Raw genomic sequence first — 18,268 nt, 5'->3', positions numbered from 1 at the left:
GCGTCCCCGAACCGGCGTTTCGGTACGAGGGAGGTGGACCGTGCGGCTAGAAGTCGACGGCCGCGTCGTCGAAACGGCACCCAGGCCGGGCCAGTGCCTGCGGACCCTGCTGCGGGAGCAGGGCACTCTCGCGGTGAAGAAGGGTTGCGATTCCGGCGACTGCGGCGCCTGCTCGGTCCTGCTCGACGGCGCCCCGGTCCACTCCTGCCTGATCCCCGCCCACCGCGCCGCCGACAGCACCGTCACCACCGCCGCCGGTCTCTCCGGTGCAGGTGGACCGAATACCGTGCAGCGCAGCTTCGTCGACAACGCCGCGTTCCAATGCGGCTTCTGCACAGCCGGAATGGTCGTCACCGCCACCGGATTACTCCGCGACCGCACCGATTCGGAAATCACCGAGGATGAGCGCGCGGAGTTGATGAAAGGAAACCTGTGCCGCTGCACGGGTTACCGAGCCATTACCGACGCCCTCACCGCGTGTGCACCACTGTGCACAATTCGTGATGCCGCCCTTGGACAGCCTCCCGGTGTGGAAGCACGAGATGGAGTGCCTGGCGATGCCGCCCCCGAACAGCCTCCCGGTATGGAGGCACGAGTTGAAGTGCCTGGCGATGCCGCCTCCGTGCGTCCGGACGATGGGCATCGGGGGAGCGCCGAAGGCGTGACGACGGTGTCCGTGGGGGAGGGCCCGGCGGTGGCGGGCCGCGAGGTGCGGGCGGTCGCGGCGCGGATACCGGGCGAGGAGTTCGGGCCCGGACAGGTCGGAAAGGGTGTCGGAGCGCCCGCCGGGGAGCGGGTTGTGCGGGGCGGCGAGGCTTTCACATTCGATGTCGGGGTGGGGGAAGAGCGCGGGCCGGGGGTGGCGCCTTGGCATATCGCCGTGCTGAGCAGTCCGCACGCGCATGCGCGGGTGGTGTCGATAGACATCGCGGAGGCGGCGGCCGTGCCCGGCGTGCGGGCAGTACTGACGGCGGCAGACGCGCCAGGGGTGGCGTTTTCCACGGCACGGCACGAATTCCGGGAGGACGATCCCGACGACACCTTCGTCCTCGATCGCACGGTGCGTTTCGTCGGGCAGCGCGTCGCGGCGGTGGTGGGGGAGACCCTCGACGCGGCGCGGGCGGGGGTGCGGGCGTTGCGGGTGGAGTACGACGTTCTGCCCGCTGTGTTCGAGCCGGCGGACGCGCTCGGAGACGACGCGCCGAAGTTGCACGGTGACAAGCCGGAGTCCGCGCGTATCGCCGACCCGCAACGCAACGTGATCGCTGAAATACACGGTGGTGTCGGCGATTTCGCTCGCGGTATCGAAGAAGCGGCGCATGTTGTCCGTGGTGTCTGGCATTCGCCGCGCGTGCAGCACGTGCACCTGGAAACGCACGGCGGAATCGGCTGGCTCGACGACAACGGCAGGCTCGTCCTGCGCACGAGTACCCAGGTCCCGTTCCTGGTTCGGGACGAACTGTGCCACCTGTTCGGCCTCGACCGCGACCGGGTGCGGGTATTCGCGGCCCGGGTGGGCGGCGGCTTCGGTGCCAAACAGGAAATGCTTGTCGAAGACCTCATCGCGCTCGCGGTCCTGCGCACCGGGCATCCGGTGCAATACGAATTCACGCGGACCGACGAATTCACCTCTGCCACTTCCCGTCACCCCATGCGGGTGGAGGTCACTGCCGCCGCCGCCCGGAACGGGCTGCTCACCGCATTGTCGGTCGACGTACTCGCCGACGCGGGTGCTTACGGCAATCACAGTGCGGGTGTGCTGTTCCATTCCGTCGGTGAATCGGTGGCCGTCTACCGGTGCCCGAACAAAAAGGTCGACGCGCAAGCGGTGTACACCAACAACATTCCCTCCGGCGCCTTCCGTGGTTACGGGCTCGGTCAGGTGATCTTCGGCGTGGAATCCGCCATCGACGAACTGGCCCGCCGAACCGGCATGGACCCGTTCGACTTCCGCAGGCGCAATGTGGTCGTTCCGGGCGACCGGTTCACCGGCGCCGAAGTCGACGAAAGCGACCTGACGTTCGGCAGTTACGGCCTGGATCAGTGCCTCGACACCGCCCAGCGAGCGCTGCATCGCGGCAACGGCGCCAAAGCGCCCGGCCCGGACTGGCGGGTGGGAGAAGGAATGGCCGTGGCGATGATCGCGACCGTGCCACCACGCGGCCATCACGCCGACGCGACGGCGCGCCTGCTCGTCGACGGGCGCTACGAGATAAACGTCGGCACAGCGGAATTCGGCAACGGTACAACTACCGTCCACGCCCAGCTCGCCGCGACCGCCCTGGCGACATCCGCCGACCGGATCGTGATCCGCCAATCCGACACCGACCTCGTCGGGCACGACACCGGCGCTTTCGGTTCGACCGGCACCATGGTCGCGGGCAAGGCGTCCTATGCCGCCGCACTGGAACTGCATGCGATGCTGCTGGCGCGAGCGGCCAAGGTGAGCGGCCATCCCGAGCGGGATTGCGTGCTGGAGGCGGGTGGTGTGCGCTGTGGGGACGAACTCGTCACCGCCGCCCAACTCCTCGCCGACGGTGACCTCATCGCCCACGGAACCCATTCGGGCACACCGCGTTCGGTGAGTTTCAACGTGCACGCGTTCCGGGTAGCCGTGCGTCCTGCGACGGGTGAGGTGCGGATTCTCCAGTCGATCCAGGTGGCCGATGCGGGCACCGTGCTCAATCCGGTGCAGTTGCGCGGCCAGGTGGAAGGTGGTGTCGCGCAGGCCATCGGGACCGCGCTCTACGAGGACATGCGCACCGACGCGGGCGTGGTGACCACCCGCACCCTGCGGCACTACCACGTACCGCAATTCGCGGACCTGCCACGCACGGAGGTGTATTTCGCCGAAACCAGTGACGAACTCGGCCCGCTCGGTGCCAAATCGATGAGTGAGTCGCCCTACAACCCGGTGGCCCCGGCCCTGGCGAACGCGATCCGCGACGCCATCGATGTCAGACCCGACCGATTGCCGATGACCGCCGACCGGATCTGGCGGCTCGCGAGGAAAGGAACGGCCGAGTGAATACCCGACTGCCCGAACACATCCGGGCACGCGTCGACGCAGTCCTCGATTCCGTCGACGCGGAGCTGCGGCTGCGATATCCCGGCCAGGGGACGCGGATTCAACCGGTGCACACGGTGTATGTCCCCGCCGACCGTGCCACCGCCGACACCCCGGCGGAGTGGGGTGCCACCGCGCTGGAACTGCTGGATCGCCATGCCGACTTCCTCGCCGGTCTCGACACCACCGACTCCCTTCCCGCCGTCCGGGTCGGCCTGTCCGCGCGACCGGTGCAGGACCTGCGGATAGATTTCGAGGACGGATACGGTTTCCGCGCCGACGATGTGGAAGACGCCGCAGCGACAGCAGCGGGAAAGACCTTGGCCTTGATGGCCGAAAAGGCGGGCGCACCAGATTCGTTCGGTATCCGTATCAAGGGGCTGGCGAAAGACGAACGTAGGCGAGCGCTACGAACACTGGAATTGGTGCTCGACGGCGTCGCCGACGTATTGCCCGGTTTCCTCTTCACCGTTCCGAAAATCAGAGCGGCCGAACAGGTCTCGGCCATTGTCGACATCTGCTCCGGCATCGAACGCGCCCACGGACTTCCCGACCACACCCTGCGCTTCGAACTGCAGATCGAAAGCCCGCAGGCGATCATCGCGCCCGACGGCACAGCCCCCATCGCCCGCATGCTCGCCCTGTCCGACAACCGCTGCAGTGCACTGCATTTCGGCACCTACGACTACACCGCCGCCTGTGGAATCGCCGCCACCGACCAGGCGCTCGACCATCCGGCCGCGGACCACGCCAAAACGGTGATGCAGGTCGCCGCCGCCCAGACCGGTGTGTGGATCTGCGACGGCTCCACCCAGATCGTGCCGGGCAGCGACCCCGAATTCGCTTTCACCAACCACTACCGACTGGTGGAACGTGCTCTGCGCCGCGGCTACTACCAGGGCTGGGACATGCATCCCGGCCACCTGGTCACCCGCTGGCTGGCTACGCACAACTTCTTCCGTACCGCCACCGATGTGGCGGTCCCCCGCCTACAGGCCTACCTCGGTCGCGGCCAGGAAGGGGTGGTCGACGAGCCGGCCACCGCCGAAGCCCTGTCGACCACGGTGGTGCGCGCCCTGCGCTGCGGTGCGGTCAGCGATGACGAATTGCTCGCCCGTGCACCGGAACTCACCGAACAGACACTCGTCGACCTGATGACCCGCCGGTGGTCGAGCCGAGAAAATACCGAAGCACGGGAGACCCGATGACCGACGACTTCACCCACCTGCCCGACCTGGCGGTCCGGCCGCTCGGCGGGTCGGTGATCTGGGCGAACGACGAGTTCTTCGCCGAGAAGGAAAACCTCGTCAACCCCGGCCCGGCCGAATACCGGCCCGCGACATTCGGACACAAAGGGCAGATCTACGACGGTTGGGAAACCCGCCGCCACCGCGGCAAGCCCGGTGACGACGCGGCCATCGTCCGCCTCGGCGTGCCGGGCGTGATCCGCGGCATCGTGGTGGACACCGCCTGGTTCAAGGGCAACTATCCACCGGAGGTGTCGGTCTCGGCGCTGGCGATCGACGGTTACCCCACCGCCGAGCAGATCGCCGAACGCACCGACTGGGTGCCGCTGCTCGACCGTGTGAAGGTCGCGGGCGACTGCCGGACCCCGTTCACCGTCGACGACGAAAACCGGTGGACCCACGTCAAACTCACCATGCACCCCGACGGCGGCGTCGCCCGGCTGCGCGTCCACGGCGAGGGCCGACCCGACCCGGCGCTGCTCGGTCTCGGCCCGCTCGACCTGGCCGCCCTCGAGAACGGTGCCCTGGTCCTGGACTGCTCCAACCGCTTCTACAGCTCACCCAACCAACTGCTCTACCCCGGCCAGGCGCGCGTCATGGGCGACGGCTGGGAAACCGCGCGCCGCCGCGACGACGGAAACGACTGGGTGCGCATCAAACTCGCGGGCCCCGGCGCCGTCCGGCTCGCCGAGATCGACACCTCCTGCTTCCTCGGCAACAGCCCCGGTGCCGCCTCCCTCACCGGCTTCACCAGCGACGGAACCGAAGTCGAGATCATGCCGCGCACCGACCTGCTCCCCGACACCCGCCACCGGTTCGCCCTCACACCCGCCGGTGCGTCGGTCGAAGAGGTTCGCCTCGACATCTACCCCGACGGCGGCCTGGCGCGTCTGCGGCTCTACGGCGAGCTCTCCGCATGACCGGGCCACGCGACTTCATCGGCTACGGCCCCACTCCGCCGGACCCGCGATGGCCCGGCGGCGCGCGGATCGCGGTGCAATTCGTGCTGAATTACGAAGAGGGCGGGGAGAACAACGTCCTCGACGGATCACCGCATTCGGAAACCTTCCTGTCCGAGATGACACCGGCCGAAGCCTTCCCGAACCGGCACATGAGCATGGAATCGCTCTACGAATACGGTTCACGCGCCGGCCTGTGGCGGATACTGCGCGCCTTCGAACGGCGCGGTATCCCGCTCACCGTTTTCGCGGTCGCCCGCGCGATGCAACGCAATCCCGAAGCGGTCGCGGCCTTCCTCGAACTCGGCCACGAAATCGCCTGCCACGGGCTGCGCTGGCAGTCGTATCAGCTCGTCGATCGCGACACCGAACGCGCCGACATGGCCGAGGCCGTGCGCATCCTCACCGACCTCACCGGCGAGCCGCCACGCGGCTGGTACACCGGCCGCGACTCACCCAACACCCGCGAATTGGTCGTCGAACACGGCGGTTTCGTCTACGACGCCGACTCCTACGCCGACGACCTGCCCTACTGGACCACGGTGCACGGGCAGCAACACCTCGTGGTGCCGTACACCCTCGACACCAACGACATGCGCTACTGCTCGCCGGCGGGCTTCGCCACCGGCGAGGAGTTCTACGCCCACCTGCGCGACGCCTTCGACGTGCTGTACCGCGAAGGAACCGAGGGCAGCCCGAAGATGCTCTCGATCGGCCTGCACTGCCGCATCGCGGGCCGCCCCGCCCGCACCGCGGCCCTGGAACGCTTCCTCGACCACGTGCAATGCCACGAGGACGTGTGGATCACGCGCCGCATCGACATCGCCGAGCACTGGCGAACGACGCATCCGGCCGGATCAGGCGAACAGGTCCCGGACGAACGGGAGCGAGTCGACCAGTGAGGCGTTGACCGTGCCGTCGTGGTCGGTGGGGTAGGTGCGGGTGGTCACCGGCTGGCGGTTGGCCTCGAGCACCGCGAAGTAGCGAAGGGTCGCGGGGGTGACCACGTCGGTGTCGCGCAGGCCCTGAGCCAGCAGCAGCGGGCGGTCGTAGCCGGACTCGGGCAGGCCCATGTACTCGCCGAGCAGGCCGCGCAGGTTCGGGATGGACGACAGCGGGCGGGCGAACATGCTGCCCACCGACGGCTTGGCGGCGGCGAGTTCGTCGCCGAGGGGGCCGATGCAGGCGGTCTGGGCGCGCTCGAGCCAGGTGCGGCCGGTGTCGGTGAGCAGACCGTCGATGTCGAGGTCGGGATAGGTGGTGCGCAGGCCGCTGAGGATGTACAGGACGTAGGCGGTCAGGTGCGAGCTCAGGGCGATCGGGGGCACGCCCGGGCCGACGAGGCCGATGACGTCCTCGATGTAGGCGGGCACGCCCGTGCCGACGGCACCGCGATAGTCGAGTTCGGGGCCGCCGAACTCGGTGGCGTAGCGGGCGGTGAACACCGCGGCGCCGCCGCCCTGCGACTGGCCGACCACGGCCCACTTGTTCGACAGCGACGGGTATTGCGCGGTCGCGGCGCGCACGGCGTCGACCACATTGCGCGCCTCCACGATGCCGTTCAGATACGGGTGCTCACCCGGACCGCCGAGACCGGCGTAATCGGCCGCGACGACGGCGTAGCCCTGCTTCAGCCAGGTGCCGAGGTAGGCCCAGTCGCGTTCGACGGCGGCCGGACCGGCCACGCTGTAGGCGCAGTCGTCGCCGAGGCCGACGGTGCCGTGCGCCCAGGCGATCACCGGCCAACCGCCCGCGGGCGCCTCTCCCGGCGGGAAGTACACGGCGGCACCGGTGGTGGTCGGCTGGTCGCCCGCGGTGGTCGAGCGGTAGATCAACCGCTCGGCGCGGGCCGAACCCGGCAGCGTCGCCGCGGCCGACAGGGCCTCCACCGAGACGACCTGCCCGCCGGTGGGTTCGGCGTGCGCCGGAACGACCGGCAGCACGGTCAGCGCGGCCATCGCCGCGATCGTCAGCATCCTCGACTTGCGCACGGTCCCTCTTCCCTTCGTCGGACAGCCCGATTCTGCCCCGTGCGCCCCAGGGGTGACACGCCGGGCGGGGGTTGCGGAGTGACGACACGCACATGATCGACGCCCGGCGTGGTGTGTGAAACGACTCACAGCCTGGAAGGCTCGAGGGCATCGGCACCCACCCGGCCGAAGATCGCTAACAGTACGGGCGTTATGCTAAAACTCCTGGTCAGCACTACCCATCGGTAGCCGCAGTGCTTGCAATCACAGGGCAAATTTCGCAAAGTTAGCAACAGCGGCGGTAAACCTAGCTGAGATTCACACAACCAACAGGTAGACGGCTATTTCCGGGTGTGCCATTGTTTGGAAGTACACCCCTCAGGCCCTAGCTAGTCCTAGCAAGCCTGCAAATTGCTTCAGCAGTACGACCCGTGCAACCGAAAGCGTTCAGCCGCCGGTTGTTTGAACGGCCGGACAGCGCGGAGCACCGACCACACCGAGGAAGTGGAGTCAGAGATGTCGACTGCCGGCACCCCGAAGACCGCTGCGGAAATCCAGCAGGATTGGGACACCAACCCGCGCTGGAAGGGCATTACCCGCAACTACACCGCCGAGCAGGTTTCCAAGCTGCAGGGCACTGTCGTCGAGGAGCACACCCTCGCGCGTCGTGGTTCGGAGATCCTGTGGGACCTCGTGAACAACGAGGACTACATCAACTCCCTCGGCGCCCTCACCGGCAACCAGGCCGTGCAGCAGGTTCGCGCCGGCCTGAAGGCCATCTACCTGTCGGGTTGGCAGGTCGCCGGTGACGCGAACCTGTCCGGCCACACCTACCCCGACCAGTCGCTGTACCCGGCGAACTCGGTCCCCTCGGTGGTCCGTCGCATCAACAACGCGCTGCTGCGCGCCGACGAGATCGCCAAGGTCGAGGGTGACACCTCGGTCAAGAACTGGCTGGCCCCGATCGTCGCCGACGCCGAGGCCGGCTTCGGTGGCGCCCTGAACGCCTACGAGCTGCAGAAGGCCATGATCGCGGCCGGCGCCGCGGGCGTGCACTGGGAAGACCAGCTCGCCTCGGAGAAGAAGTGCGGCCACCTCGGTGGCAAGGTGCTGATCCCCACCCAGCAGCACATCCGCACCCTGACCTCCGCGCGTCTGGCCGCCGACGTCGCCGACGTGCCTTCGGTGATCATCGCCCGCACCGACGCCGAGGCCGCCACGCTCATCACCTCCGATGTGGACGAGCGCGACCGCGAGTTCCTGGACGGCACCCGCACCGCCGAGGGCTTCTTCGGTGTGAAGAACGGCATCGAGCCCTGCATCGCGCGTGCCAAGGCCTACGCCCCCTACGCCGACCTCATCTGGATGGAGACCGGCGTGCCGGACCTCGAGGTCGCGCGCAAGTTCGCCGAGTCGGTTCGCAGCGAGTTCCCGGACCAGCTGCTGGCCTACAACTGCTCGCCTTCGTTCAACTGGAAGGCGCACCTGGACGACGCGACCATCGCGAAGTTCCAGCGTGAGCTCGGCGCGATGGGCTTCAAGTTCCAGTTCATCACCCTGGCCGGCTTCCACTCGCTCAACTACGGCATGTTCGACCTGGCGCACGGCTACGCCCGCGAGGGCATGACCGCGTTCGTCGACCTGCAGGAGCGCGAGTTCAAGGCCGCCGCCGAGCGTGGCTTCACCGCCATCAAGCACCAGCGTGAGGTCGGTGCCGGCTACTTCGACACCATCGCCACCACCGTTGACCCCAACACCTCGACCGCGGCCCTCAAGGGCTCGACCGAAGAGGGTCAGTTCCACTGAGTTGCTTTGACTAGCAACGGATTTCCTCTACACCAGTAGGGGTGTACGCCCTCCCCTGCCGATCAGCCCCGGCAGGGGAGGGCATCCCTATATCGTGGGTCGCGAACCGCGGAGGTCTGTGACCCGGACCGGGCCGAAATCCGCGGCGCCAGCCGCCAACAACCCCAGGAGTGGGACCGTGAGCGACAAGATTCAGCGCGTCGGCATTATCGGCGCCGGACAGATGGGCGCGGGCATCGCCGAAGTGTGCGCACGCGCGCACGTCGACGTCCTCGTCTACGAAACCACCCGTGAACTGGCCGCCGCCGGTCGTGCGCGCATCCTGCGCTCGCTCGATCGTGGCGTCAGCAGCGGCAAGATCACCGAGCGCGAGCGTGAACAGGCCGCCTGGCGGTTGCGCTTCACCTCCGACCTCAGTGACTTCGCCGACCGTCAGCTGGTCGTCGAGGCCGTTGTCGAGAACGAAGAGGTCAAGACGGCCATCTTCAGCGAGCTGGACAAGGTCGTCACCGACCCCGACGCCGTGCTCGCCTCCAACACCTCCTCCATCCCGATCATGAAGATCGCCGTCGCCACCGCCAATCCCGAGCGCGTGGTCGGTCTGCACTTCTTCAACCCGGTGCCGGTGCTGCCGCTGGTGGAGCTGGTCACCACGCTCAAGACCAGCGAGCCGGTTGCCAAGCGGGCCGAGGCGTTCGCCGCCGACATCCTCGGCAAGCAGGTCGTCCGGTCGGCCGACCGCTCCGGGTTCGTTGTCAACGCGCTGCTGGTTCCGTACCTGCTCTCGGCCATTCGGATGGTCGAGTCCGGGTTCGCCACCAAGGAAGACGTCGACAAGGCCATGGTGCTCGGGTGTGCCCATCCGATGGGCCCGCTGGCGCTGACCGACCTCGTCGGGCTCGACACGGTGAAGTCGATCGCGGACTCGATGTACGCCGAGTTCAAGGAGCCGCTGTACTCCGCGCCGCCGCTGCTGATGCGCATGGTGGAAGCCGGTTTGCTCGGTAAGAAGACCGGCGCCGGTTTCTACCAGTACGGAAACTAGGTTCCACGCACCGACGGCCGCCTTCCTCCCCGACGAGACGAAGGTGGCCGTCGGTGTTTCCAGGGGTGTTTGCAGGGGGAACGGCACACTGCCGACCGCTCGGCTTAAGCTGCTGTAGGCCGTTCGTGCACGCGCGAACCGGCTACTCGTCGAGCGCAGTAATTGCGCGGCGCCCGGTTGCCGGGCGACCACGCAGGTGATGGAAAGGGATGTCCCGTTCATGGTCAACGTCACCGATGGATTCGGGTCGAGCGTTCTCGGATATCCGCGGATCGGTCCGCACCGGGAACTCAAGCGCGCGCTGGAGTCGTACTGGCGTGGGTCGCTCGAGCGGGAGGAGCTGCTCGCGGTAGGCCGGGACATCCAGGAGCGTCAGTTCGACGAGCTGGCCGCCACCGGGCTCACCCAGGTGCCGGGCAACACCTTCTCCTTCTACGACCACATCCTCGACAACGCGCTGCTGTTCGGTGCGGTGCCGTCGCGGTTCAAGCCGCATCAGGAGGGCCTGCACCCGCTGGACTTCTACTTCCTGATGGCGCGCGGTAACCCGGATCTGCCGCCGCTGGAGCTGGTGCGTTTCTTCGGCACCAACTACCACTACCGGCAGCCCGAACTCGACGCCGACTCCACGTTCTCGCTGCACCCCGAGGCTCTGCTCGACGAGTGGGACCGGGCGATGGCGCGCGGGATCGAACTGCGCCCGGTGGTGCTCGGGCCGGTGTCGCTGCTGCTGCTGTCCAAGGCCGGCCAGGTGCCCGGCGAAGCGGAGTTCGACACGCTGAGCCTGCTCGACAAGCTGCTGCCGTTCTACGAGGAACTGTTCGAACTGCTCGCCAAGCGCGGGTCGACCTGTGTGCAGCTCGACGAACCGTGCTTCACCGGGGAGCAGTCCGACGCGGCGCTCGCGGCGTTCGAGAAGACGTATCAGCGGTTGTCGAAGGCGCCGCTGCGCCCGCGCATCCTGGTCACCGGCCAGTACGGTGATTTCGGCGAGGCGCTGCGGATTCTCGCGGCCAGCAACGTGGAGGCCATCGGGCTGGACCTGGCGTCCTACCGGATGACGCCCGAGGAGCTCGCCGAGATCCCCGGCATCCGCCGCAAGCGGATCTACGCCGGCGTCATCAGCGGCACCAATGTGTGGCGCGCCGATCGTTACGTGACGCTGAACTACCTGAACTCCATCGCCGAGGTGTGCCCCGATCTGGTGGTGTCCACCGGCACCACGCTGCTGCACGTGCCCTACGACGTGCTCGCCGAATACGACATCGAGGGCAATGTCGCCGACCGGCTCGCCTTCGCGAAACAGAAGGTCGGCGAGGTCGTCTCGCTGGCCAAGGCCCTCACCGAGGGCCCGTCGGAGAAGTGGCGCAAGCGACCCACCTCGGTGCACTTCAAGCAGAAGCACGCCGTGCGGCAGCGGGTCTACGCGATCACGCCGGACATGCGCGAACGGGTGCCCTACGCCGAGCGGGCCGCCGCCCAGCAGGAACGGCTGAACCTGCCCTTGGTCCCGGCCACCACACTCGGGTCGTTCCCGCAGAGCAGCCGGTTGCGGCAGGCGCGTCACGAAGTCGCCGCGGGCCGGTTGTCCGAGCAGGACTACCGCAAGCAGGTCGAAGCCGAGATCGAGGCGACGATCCGGTTGCAGGAGGACATCGGTCTGGACGTGTTCGTGCACGGTGAGCACGAACGCAACGACATGATCCAGTTCTTCGCCGAACAGCTCGACGGCATGGCGACCACCCGCTTCGGCTGGGTGCAGGTCTACGGCTCGCGCTGCGTGCGGCCGCCGATCATCTACGGCGACGTGGCCCGGCCCGCGCCGATGTCGGTGGACTGGACCACCTACGCCCAGTCTTTGACCGACAAGCCGGTGAAGGGCATGGTCACTGGGCCGGTCACCATGCTCGCACGCTCGTTCGTCCGCCAGGATCAGCCGCTCTACGAGACGGCCGACCAGGTGGCGCTGGCGATCCGCGACGAGGTGATTGATCTGGAGAAGGCGGGCATCGCCATCATCCAGGTTGACGAACCCGCCATCCGCGAACTCCTCCCCGCCCGCCCACAGGGTCGCGAGGAGTACCTGCGCTGGGCGGTCGGCGCGTTCAAACTCGCCACCTCCGGCGTGCGCCCCGACACCCAGATCCACACCCACATCGGCTATTCCGGCCGCACCGAGGTGGTGGACGCGATCGAACAACTCGACGCCGACGTCACCGCGATCGTCGCGACCCGCTCGATCGAATGGGTCATGCAGGCCCTCACCGAGGACGTCGCCACCGGCCACGGCCTCAGCCACGGCGTCGGCCCCGGCGTCTACGAGAGCCGCTCGGCCCGCATCCCCGACATCGACGAACTCGACGAACTCCTCACCCAGGCCGCCAAAGCGGTTACGCCGCAACGGTTGTGGGCCAACCCCGACGGTGGGCTGAAAACCCGCCACTACTGGCAGCTCGACCCGTCGCTGCGCAACATGGTCGCCGCGGCCCGTCGCGTGCGCCGCCGGGCCCTGGCCGCCCTCGCGGAAGAAGCCGTCGCGAAGTAGCGCCTGAACCGAAGGGGCACACCGAATCCAGTGTGCCCCTTCGTCATGTACCGCTAGTGGCTCAGCGCCGACACCACGAACATCGCGCCGACTCCGAGGATGGTGAGGAAGAGGGTCAGGCGGGAGGGGTGTTCGGCGTGGGCTTCGGGGAGGATGTCGGCGGTGGCCAGGTAGAGGAGAAAGCCGGCGAAGTAGCCGAGGTAGAGGCCTATCAATTGTTCGGGGACGTGGATGAGGGTGCCGAGGATGGCGCCTACCACCGGGGCCAGGGCGTCGAGGGCCAGGAGGGTGATGGCGCGTTTGCGGGCGTGGCCGTAGAGGGTGGGGATGGTGAAGGTGTTGAAGCCGTCGGCGAAGTCGTGGCAGATGACCGCGATGGCCACCGACAGGCCGACGGTGGCGCCCGCCTGGTAGCCGATGCCGATGCCGAAACCGTCGAGGGTGCTGTGGAAGATCAGGCCCATCGCGGCGAGCAGGCCGACGGATTCGAAACCGTGGTGGTGCGAACCGAATTCGTCCTCGTGGCCGGTGTGGATGGCGACCGCGCGTTCGATGATGTGCAGGCTCATGAACCCGACAACCGCCGCGATCAGCGCTACCGGCACACCGAACGCCTCGTCGGGTGATTGCTCGAGGGCCTCGGGGATCAGGTCGAAGGCGACCAGGCCGAGCATCACCCCGGCCGCGAGACCGAGGACCAGGTGCTTGCGGTCGCCGATGCGCATGGCGACGAAACCACCGAACAGGGTGGACAGCATGGAGACCACAGACAACAGAATTGCCATGGTGCGGGCCTATTCGTCGGCGGATCGGTCGGTGTCGGCCGGGGCACTCGCCTTGGACCTGGTGAACCAGCGGCGCTTCGGCTTCAGCGGGGATTCGGCTTGCTCGGTCACCTGGTACCGCCGCACATAGGCCCCGGCGAATCCCTGCAGGGTCGCGGTGACCGGGATCGCGAGCAGCGCACCGGTCGGCCCGAGCAGCGCCGCACCCGCGATCACCGCCCCGAACGCCACCGCCGGATGCATATCGAGGGTGGTCGCGGTGATCCGTGGCTGCAGCACATAGTTCTCGAACTGCTGATACGCCACGATGAACAGCAGGATCCACAGCGCGGTGATCGGGTCGTGCACCAGCGCGACCAGCACCGGAAGGGCACCGGCGAGATAGGTGCCGACGGTCGGGATGAACTGCGAGACCACACCCACCCACAGCGCCAGCGCGAACGCCGACGGCACATCGAACACCCGCAGCGCCACATAGTGTGCGATCGCCGAGCACAGCGCGAGCAGCGCGCGCGAGTAGATGTAGCCGCCGGTCTTCTCCACCGCGATATCCCAGGCGCGCAACACATGTTTCTGCTGGCGGGGCGGGAGCAGCGAACACACCCAGCTGCGGAAGCGCGGCCCGTCGGCGGCGAAATAGAACGTGAACAGCAGCACTCCGAGCAGCTGGAACAGCGCCCCGATCGCGACTGTGCCGATGCCCCAGACGTTTCCGGCCAGACCCACGAGATAGCCCTCGATTGTCGAGCTCCACTCGGTGGCGTATTTGGTGAGGTCGGCGCCGGACAGGTCCTGGTCGAAGGTGCGATTGATCCAGTCGACGAGGTCCTGGATGTAGCCGGGTGCGTCCTGCACGAGCATGGTGACCTGGTCGATGAGCAGGGCGCCGAGCGTGCCGAAGAACGCGACCATCACCACCAGCACGACGAGGAACACCGCCCCGGTGCCCGCGCCGCGCGGAATACCGTGCCGGGCAAGCCAATTCACCGCCGGTTCGATAGCGAAGGCCAGGAACAGCGAGACCAGCAGGATGGTCAGCAGGCCCTGCAGCTTGCCGAGCACCCAGAAGCCCGCGATCAGGACGACGAGGGCCAGGGCGGTGTAGAGCAGGGCGCGCGGGAACCAGCTGGGCGGGGTCCGCACCGTCCAGGTGATCGGCAGGGCGCCCACCGCGGTCGGTGTGTCCGGGCGCGTATCGTCGTCGGCCACGACGTCACGGTACCCGGCGGTGGGCGCCGGACCGGCCTAGATGGACGCGGTGTCGATCACGAAGCGGTACTGCACATCGCTGGCGACGACCCGGTCGTAGGCGGAATCGATGTCGTCGGCGGAGATGAGCTCGATCTCGGCGCCGATGCCGTGCGCGGCACAGAAATTCAGCATCTCCTGGGTCTGCGCGAGCCCGCCGATCATCGAACCCGACAGGGAGCGGCGGAAGCCGGCCAGGTTGCGGCCGGTGACGCTCATCGGCTTCTCGGGCAGGCCGAGGATCACCAGGGTGCCGTCGAGGGCGAGCAGCCGCAGGTAGTTGTCGATGGGCAGATCGGCCGAGACGGTGTTGATGATGAGGTCGAACTCACCGCGCAGCCTGCGGAAGGTCTCCTTGTCGCTGGTGGCGTAGTAGTTGGTGGCGCCCATGCGCAGGCCGTCGTCGCGTTTGCGCAGCGACTGGCTCAGCACCGTCACCTCGGCGCCGAGCGCGGCGGCGATCTTCACCCCGACGTGCCCGAGCCCGCCCATCCCGATGATCGCGACCTTCTTGCCGGGGCCCGCGCCCCAGTGGCGTAACGGCGAGTACAGGGTGATGCCCGCGCACAGCAGCGGTGCGGCGACGTCGAGGCCGATGCCCTCGGGAATGCCGACGACGAACTTCTCGTCGACGACGATGTGGGTGGAGTACCCGCCCATGGTGTAGCCGCCGGGCTGGACGTCCTCGGGGACGGGATTGTTGTAGGTCCAGGTGGCGCCCTTGGCGCAGTACTGCTCCTCACCGGCCAGACACGGTGCGCACTTGCCGCACGAATTCACCAGACAGCCCACCCCGACGCGATCGCCCACCTGGTACTTGCGCACCGACGACCCGACCGCGCTGACGATGCCCGCGATCTCGTGCCCCGGCACACACGGGTACCGCGCACCACCCCATTCGTCGCGGGCGGTGTGGATGTCGGAGTGGCAGATGCCCGCGAATTTGATGTCGATCGCGACATCGTCGGGTCCGAGCGCACGGCGTTCGATCGCGACCTTCTCGAAGGAACCGTCGGCGGACGGCAGGGCATAGGCGGCAGCGGTGCTCATGGGTATATGCCTACCGCTGCATACGAGGTTTGCCAACCGCCGGGTGGCGGATGTCGATCAAGCCGGACCCGAGCCGGGTGACAATGGAAAGGGTCGGCCCGCGAGAGAGGACGTGCGCGTGCAACGTGGATCACGGGTGCTCATGGCGCTGGTCGTCGCGCTGCTCGCCCTCGGCGGTGTCTTCGGATATCGCGGTGAGCTGGGGTTCGAGCGGGCCGCGCCGCAGGAATTCGTCGCGGCGACGCCCGCGCCCGTGCCGCTGGATCCGGGCCTGGTCGCCGCGCAGGTGCAGCCCGCGCTGGTCAATATCTCGGTCGACGCGAGCCGGTTCGGAACCGCGGCCGCCGGGTCGGGCATCGTGCTCACCGGCGACGGGCAGATCCTCACCAGCCACCACGTCATCAAGGGCGCCGAGGACGTGTCGGTCACCGACGTGGGGACCGGTGTGCGCTACCCGGCCACCGTGCTCGGTTACGACTCGAGCGCCGACGTCGCCCTGCTGGCGCTGGCAGGCGCCGTCGGCTTGCCGACCGCGCGGATCGGTTCCTCGGCCGGGCTGCGATTACGTCAGGATCTGCTCGCCATCGGTGACGCGGGCGGCGACGGTGGCGAGCAGACCTCGGTGGCCGGGCCGATCACCGACCTGGACGCCAGCATCGTCGCGATGAACTCCGCGGACCTGAGCCGCAAATCGTTGCGCGGGATGGTGGAGATCGCGGCACCGGTGGTCGGTGGGCAGTCCGGTGGGGCGCTGGCCGACGGCACGGGCGCGGTGGTCGGCGTCATCACCGCGGCCTCCGGTGATCGCGGCGCACAGGACCGGCAGCCCAAACCCGCGCACGGTTACGCGGTGCCCATCGACACGGCCATGCGGATCGTCGCCCAGATCCGCTCGGGCACACCCACCGACACCGTGCACATCGGGCCGACCGCCACCCTCGGCGTACAGATCGTCGACGCGAAACCGGCCGGCGCGCGAGTCGACTGGGCCTTCTTCGGGCAACCGGCCCGCGCCGCCGGGATCACCGACGGTGACGTGGTCACCGCCGTCGACGGCGAGTCGATCACCACCGCCCGGGCGCTGAGCGCGGCCATCGGCAGGCGCAAACCCGGTGATGTGGTGCGCCTCGACGTTACCGCGCCCGACGGCAGCGTCCGCGTCGTCGACGTGGTGCTGGCCGAGGGCACGCCCAACTAGACCTTGCTCAGCCAGTAGTCCTGGAACTTCAGGAACATCAGCAGCAGCACCACGGCGTAGAACACGACCACGAGCGTCCAGCGCCACTCGGCCAGAATTCCCATCGGCCCGCGCGAGCCGCCCCAGGTCTCCTGGGTGGCCACCGCGAACAGCACCGGCACCGCCACCCACACCACCATGCAGTACGGGCACAGCGCGTTGATGCGGTACAGGCTCTGGAAGATCAGCCAGCTGATCGCGGCGACGCCGAGAACGGTGCCGACCCACAGCGAACCCCAGATCCAGCGCGGAAAACCGACGCCGACCACCGAGAGCACGCCGAGGGTCACCACCACCGAGAACCCGACGATGCCGATGATCGGGTTCGGGAAGCCGAACACCGCGGCCTGTTGGGTCTGCATGATCGACCCGCACGACAGCACCGAGTCGAAATTGCACGAGGCCATGTAGGTGGGATCGGTGAACAGCTTGAACCGTTCGACGGTGAGTGTGCACGACGCCAGCCACCCGGCCAGCCCCGCGATCAGCAGCAGCCAGGCCGAGCGTGCCGACGCGGTGATCACTTGGCCGCGTCGGCGATCACGGACGCCAGGCCGTCTTCGGTGTAGACGGCGTTGCTCTCGATCAGCTCGCCGTCGACGAAGACCGACGGGGTGCCCTTGAGCCCGCTGGTCAGCAGGGTCTGGGTCGTCTTGGCGAGCGGGTCGGCCATGGCCTTGTCGTTGATGCAGGTGGCCACGGCCGGATCGGTGTATCCGGTCTCGTTCGCGATGGCCACGAGCTCCTCGTTGCTCAGGCCCGCGCCGCCCTCGGCGGGCTGACGGTGGAACATCAGCTGCAGCCAGTTCGGGAACTTGTTCGCGTCCGAGCGGGCCACGCAATAGGCGGCGTTGCCCGCGCGCGAGGAGTACTGGTTCGTCGACGCCTTGTCGAGGAAGGAGATGATCTGGTACTCGACCGACGCGGTGCCGTCGGCCGCGGCCTCGGCCAGGGCGAGGCCGTTGGCGGTCTCGAACTGCTTGCACGCCGGGCACTGTAGGTCGGCGACGACACGCACCTTCACCTTGGCGTCGGGGTTGCCGATCAGCACGCTGCCCGACGGTGTGACGGTGCCGACGGTCGCGGGCAGCGTCGGCAGTCCCTCGGCCCCCGTGGTACCGCTGCCGGTACTGGTGTCGGAATCGGATCGGTTCATCGCGATACCGATACCGATCGCCGCGACCAGCGCCACCAATACCGCGGCGACACCGACCTGGATCGCCAGCTTGCGCTTCTTGTCGGCGGCCTCCGCCGCCGCAAGCGGATTCTTGCTGCCCGTGCTCACCGTTGTCACACGCCTTTCGCTCGT

14 protein-coding genes are annotated in these 18,268 nt (G+C 68.0%); 8 read left to right on the top strand and 6 right to left on the bottom strand.

Going from position 1 to position 18,268, the window contains the following annotated elements; all coding sequences use genetic code 11:
- The first annotated feature begins 40 nt into the window (after window positions 1-40).
- Genes AB0I19_RS18430 through puuE form a run of 4 tightly spaced genes read left to right on the top strand, consistent with a single transcriptional unit; the run spans window position 41 to window position 6,175 of the window.
- The gene (locus AB0I19_RS18430; protein WP_357150250.1) at window positions 41-3,028 is read left to right on the top strand and encodes a molybdopterin cofactor-binding domain-containing protein; all 2,988 of its coding nucleotides are present in this window, start codon (window positions 41-43) and stop codon (window positions 3,026-3,028) included.
- On the top strand, window positions 3,025-4,275 hold the full coding sequence (locus AB0I19_RS18425; protein WP_357150249.1) for an aldolase/citrate lyase family protein: 1,251 nt from the start codon (window positions 3,025-3,027) through the stop codon (window positions 4,273-4,275). Before AB0I19_RS18430 ends, AB0I19_RS18425 begins: the two co-directional genes overlap by 4 nt.
- Window positions 4,272-5,234, top strand: a complete 963-nt coding sequence (gene alc, locus AB0I19_RS18420; RefSeq protein ID WP_357150248.1) for an allantoicase — start codon at window positions 4,272-4,274, stop codon at window positions 5,232-5,234. Before AB0I19_RS18425 ends, alc begins: the two co-directional genes overlap by 4 nt.
- Window positions 5,231-6,175 (top strand): allantoinase PuuE, encoded by a 945-nt coding sequence (gene puuE, locus AB0I19_RS18415; protein ID WP_357150247.1) that lies wholly within the window; start codon window positions 5,231-5,233, stop codon window positions 6,173-6,175. Before alc ends, puuE begins: the two co-directional genes overlap by 4 nt.
- On the opposite strand, the gene AB0I19_RS18410 is transcribed toward puuE, so the two are convergent.
- Window positions 6,131-7,249 carry a lipase family protein gene (locus tag AB0I19_RS18410; RefSeq protein ID WP_357150419.1) on the bottom strand — a complete coding sequence of 373 codons (1,119 nt, stop codon included), beginning with the start codon at window positions 7,247-7,249 and terminating at the stop codon, window positions 6,131-6,133. The two genes, puuE and AB0I19_RS18410, sit on opposite strands and share 45 nt — an antisense overlap.
- Before the next feature lie 510 nt (window positions 7,250-7,759).
- On the opposite strand from AB0I19_RS18410, the gene aceA reads away from it, so the two are divergent.
- From aceA to metE, 3 genes are all read left to right on the top strand, one after another.
- Entirely contained in the window at window positions 7,760-9,049 is a 1,290-nt protein-coding gene (aceA, locus tag AB0I19_RS18405; protein ID WP_067484780.1) for an isocitrate lyase, read from the top strand.
- Window positions 9,050-9,227: 178 nt separating this feature from the next.
- The gene (locus AB0I19_RS18400; RefSeq protein WP_084457380.1) at window positions 9,228-10,094 is read left to right on the top strand and encodes a 3-hydroxybutyryl-CoA dehydrogenase; all 867 of its coding nucleotides are present in this window, start codon (window positions 9,228-9,230) and stop codon (window positions 10,092-10,094) included.
- Between the two features lie 220 nt (window positions 10,095-10,314).
- Window positions 10,315-12,639, top strand: coding sequence for a 5-methyltetrahydropteroyltriglutamate--homocysteine S-methyltransferase (metE, locus tag AB0I19_RS18395; protein ID WP_357150418.1), 2,325 nt, complete (start codon window positions 10,315-10,317; stop codon window positions 12,637-12,639).
- 53 nt (window positions 12,640-12,692) lie between these two features.
- Here metE and AB0I19_RS18390 read toward each other — a convergent pair whose 3' ends face one another.
- The 3 genes from AB0I19_RS18390 to AB0I19_RS18380 are packed head-to-tail and all read right to left on the bottom strand — an operon-like array spanning window position 12,693 to window position 15,722.
- On the bottom strand, window positions 12,693-13,424 hold the full coding sequence (locus AB0I19_RS18390) for a ZIP family metal transporter (protein WP_357150245.1): 732 nt from the start codon (window positions 13,422-13,424) through the stop codon (window positions 12,693-12,695).
- A 9-nt stretch (window positions 13,425-13,433) separates the two neighbouring features.
- Window positions 13,434-14,633: an AI-2E family transporter gene (locus AB0I19_RS18385; RefSeq protein ID WP_357150243.1), complete on the bottom strand. Its 1,200-nt coding sequence runs from the start codon at window positions 14,631-14,633 to the stop codon at window positions 13,434-13,436.
- Between the two features lie 36 nt (window positions 14,634-14,669).
- A complete protein-coding gene (locus tag AB0I19_RS18380; RefSeq protein WP_357150241.1) occupies window positions 14,670-15,722 on the bottom strand; it encodes an NAD(P)-dependent alcohol dehydrogenase in 1,053 nt (350 codons plus the stop codon).
- Between the two features lie 118 nt (window positions 15,723-15,840).
- On the opposite strand from AB0I19_RS18380, the gene AB0I19_RS18375 reads away from it, so the two are divergent.
- Window positions 15,841-16,920 carry a trypsin-like peptidase domain-containing protein gene (locus AB0I19_RS18375; RefSeq protein WP_357150239.1) on the top strand — a complete coding sequence of 360 codons (1,080 nt, stop codon included), beginning with the start codon at window positions 15,841-15,843 and terminating at the stop codon, window positions 16,918-16,920.
- On the opposite strand, the gene AB0I19_RS18370 is transcribed toward AB0I19_RS18375, so the two are convergent.
- On the bottom strand, window positions 16,917-17,483 hold the full coding sequence (locus AB0I19_RS18370; RefSeq protein WP_357150237.1) for a vitamin K epoxide reductase family protein: 567 nt from the start codon (window positions 17,481-17,483) through the stop codon (window positions 16,917-16,919). The genes AB0I19_RS18375 and AB0I19_RS18370 overlap by 4 nt on opposite strands.
- On the bottom strand, window positions 17,480-18,244 hold the full coding sequence (locus tag AB0I19_RS18365; protein WP_357150235.1) for a DsbA family protein: 765 nt from the start codon (window positions 18,242-18,244) through the stop codon (window positions 17,480-17,482). Before AB0I19_RS18365 ends, AB0I19_RS18370 begins: the two co-directional genes overlap by 4 nt.
- Window positions 18,245-18,268: the final 24 nt, after the last annotated feature.

The sequence above is a fragment of the Nocardia sp. NPDC050413 genome (assembly GCF_040655475.1).
Lineage (GTDB): Bacteria > Actinomycetota > Actinomycetes > Mycobacteriales > Mycobacteriaceae > Nocardia > Nocardia coubleae.
The sequence above is the reverse complement of the archived record's forward strand: the minus strand, read 5'-3'. Positions and strand labels throughout refer to the sequence as shown.

Excerpts from the sequence above, each read along its gene's own strand:
- alc (WP_357150248.1), top strand. The coding sequence starts at position 4,272 with ATGACCGACGACTTCACCCACCTGCCCGACCTGGCGGTCCGGCCGCTC.
- puuE (WP_357150247.1), top strand. The coding sequence starts at position 5,231 with ATGACCGGGCCACGCGACTTCATCGGCTACGGCCCCACTCCGCCGGAC.
- AB0I19_RS18410 (WP_357150419.1), bottom strand. The coding sequence starts at position 7,249 with ATGCTGACGATCGCGGCGATGGCCGCGCTGACCGTGCTGCCGGTCGTT.
- aceA (WP_067484780.1), top strand. The coding sequence starts at position 7,760 with ATGTCGACTGCCGGCACCCCGAAGACCGCTGCGGAAATCCAGCAGGAT.
- metE (WP_357150418.1), top strand. The coding sequence starts at position 10,315 with ATGGTCAACGTCACCGATGGATTCGGGTCGAGCGTTCTCGGATATCCG.
- AB0I19_RS18390 (WP_357150245.1), bottom strand. The coding sequence starts at position 13,424 with ATGGCAATTCTGTTGTCTGTGGTCTCCATGCTGTCCACCCTGTTCGGT.
- AB0I19_RS18380 (WP_357150241.1), bottom strand. The coding sequence starts at position 15,722 with ATGAGCACCGCTGCCGCCTATGCCCTGCCGTCCGCCGACGGTTCCTTC.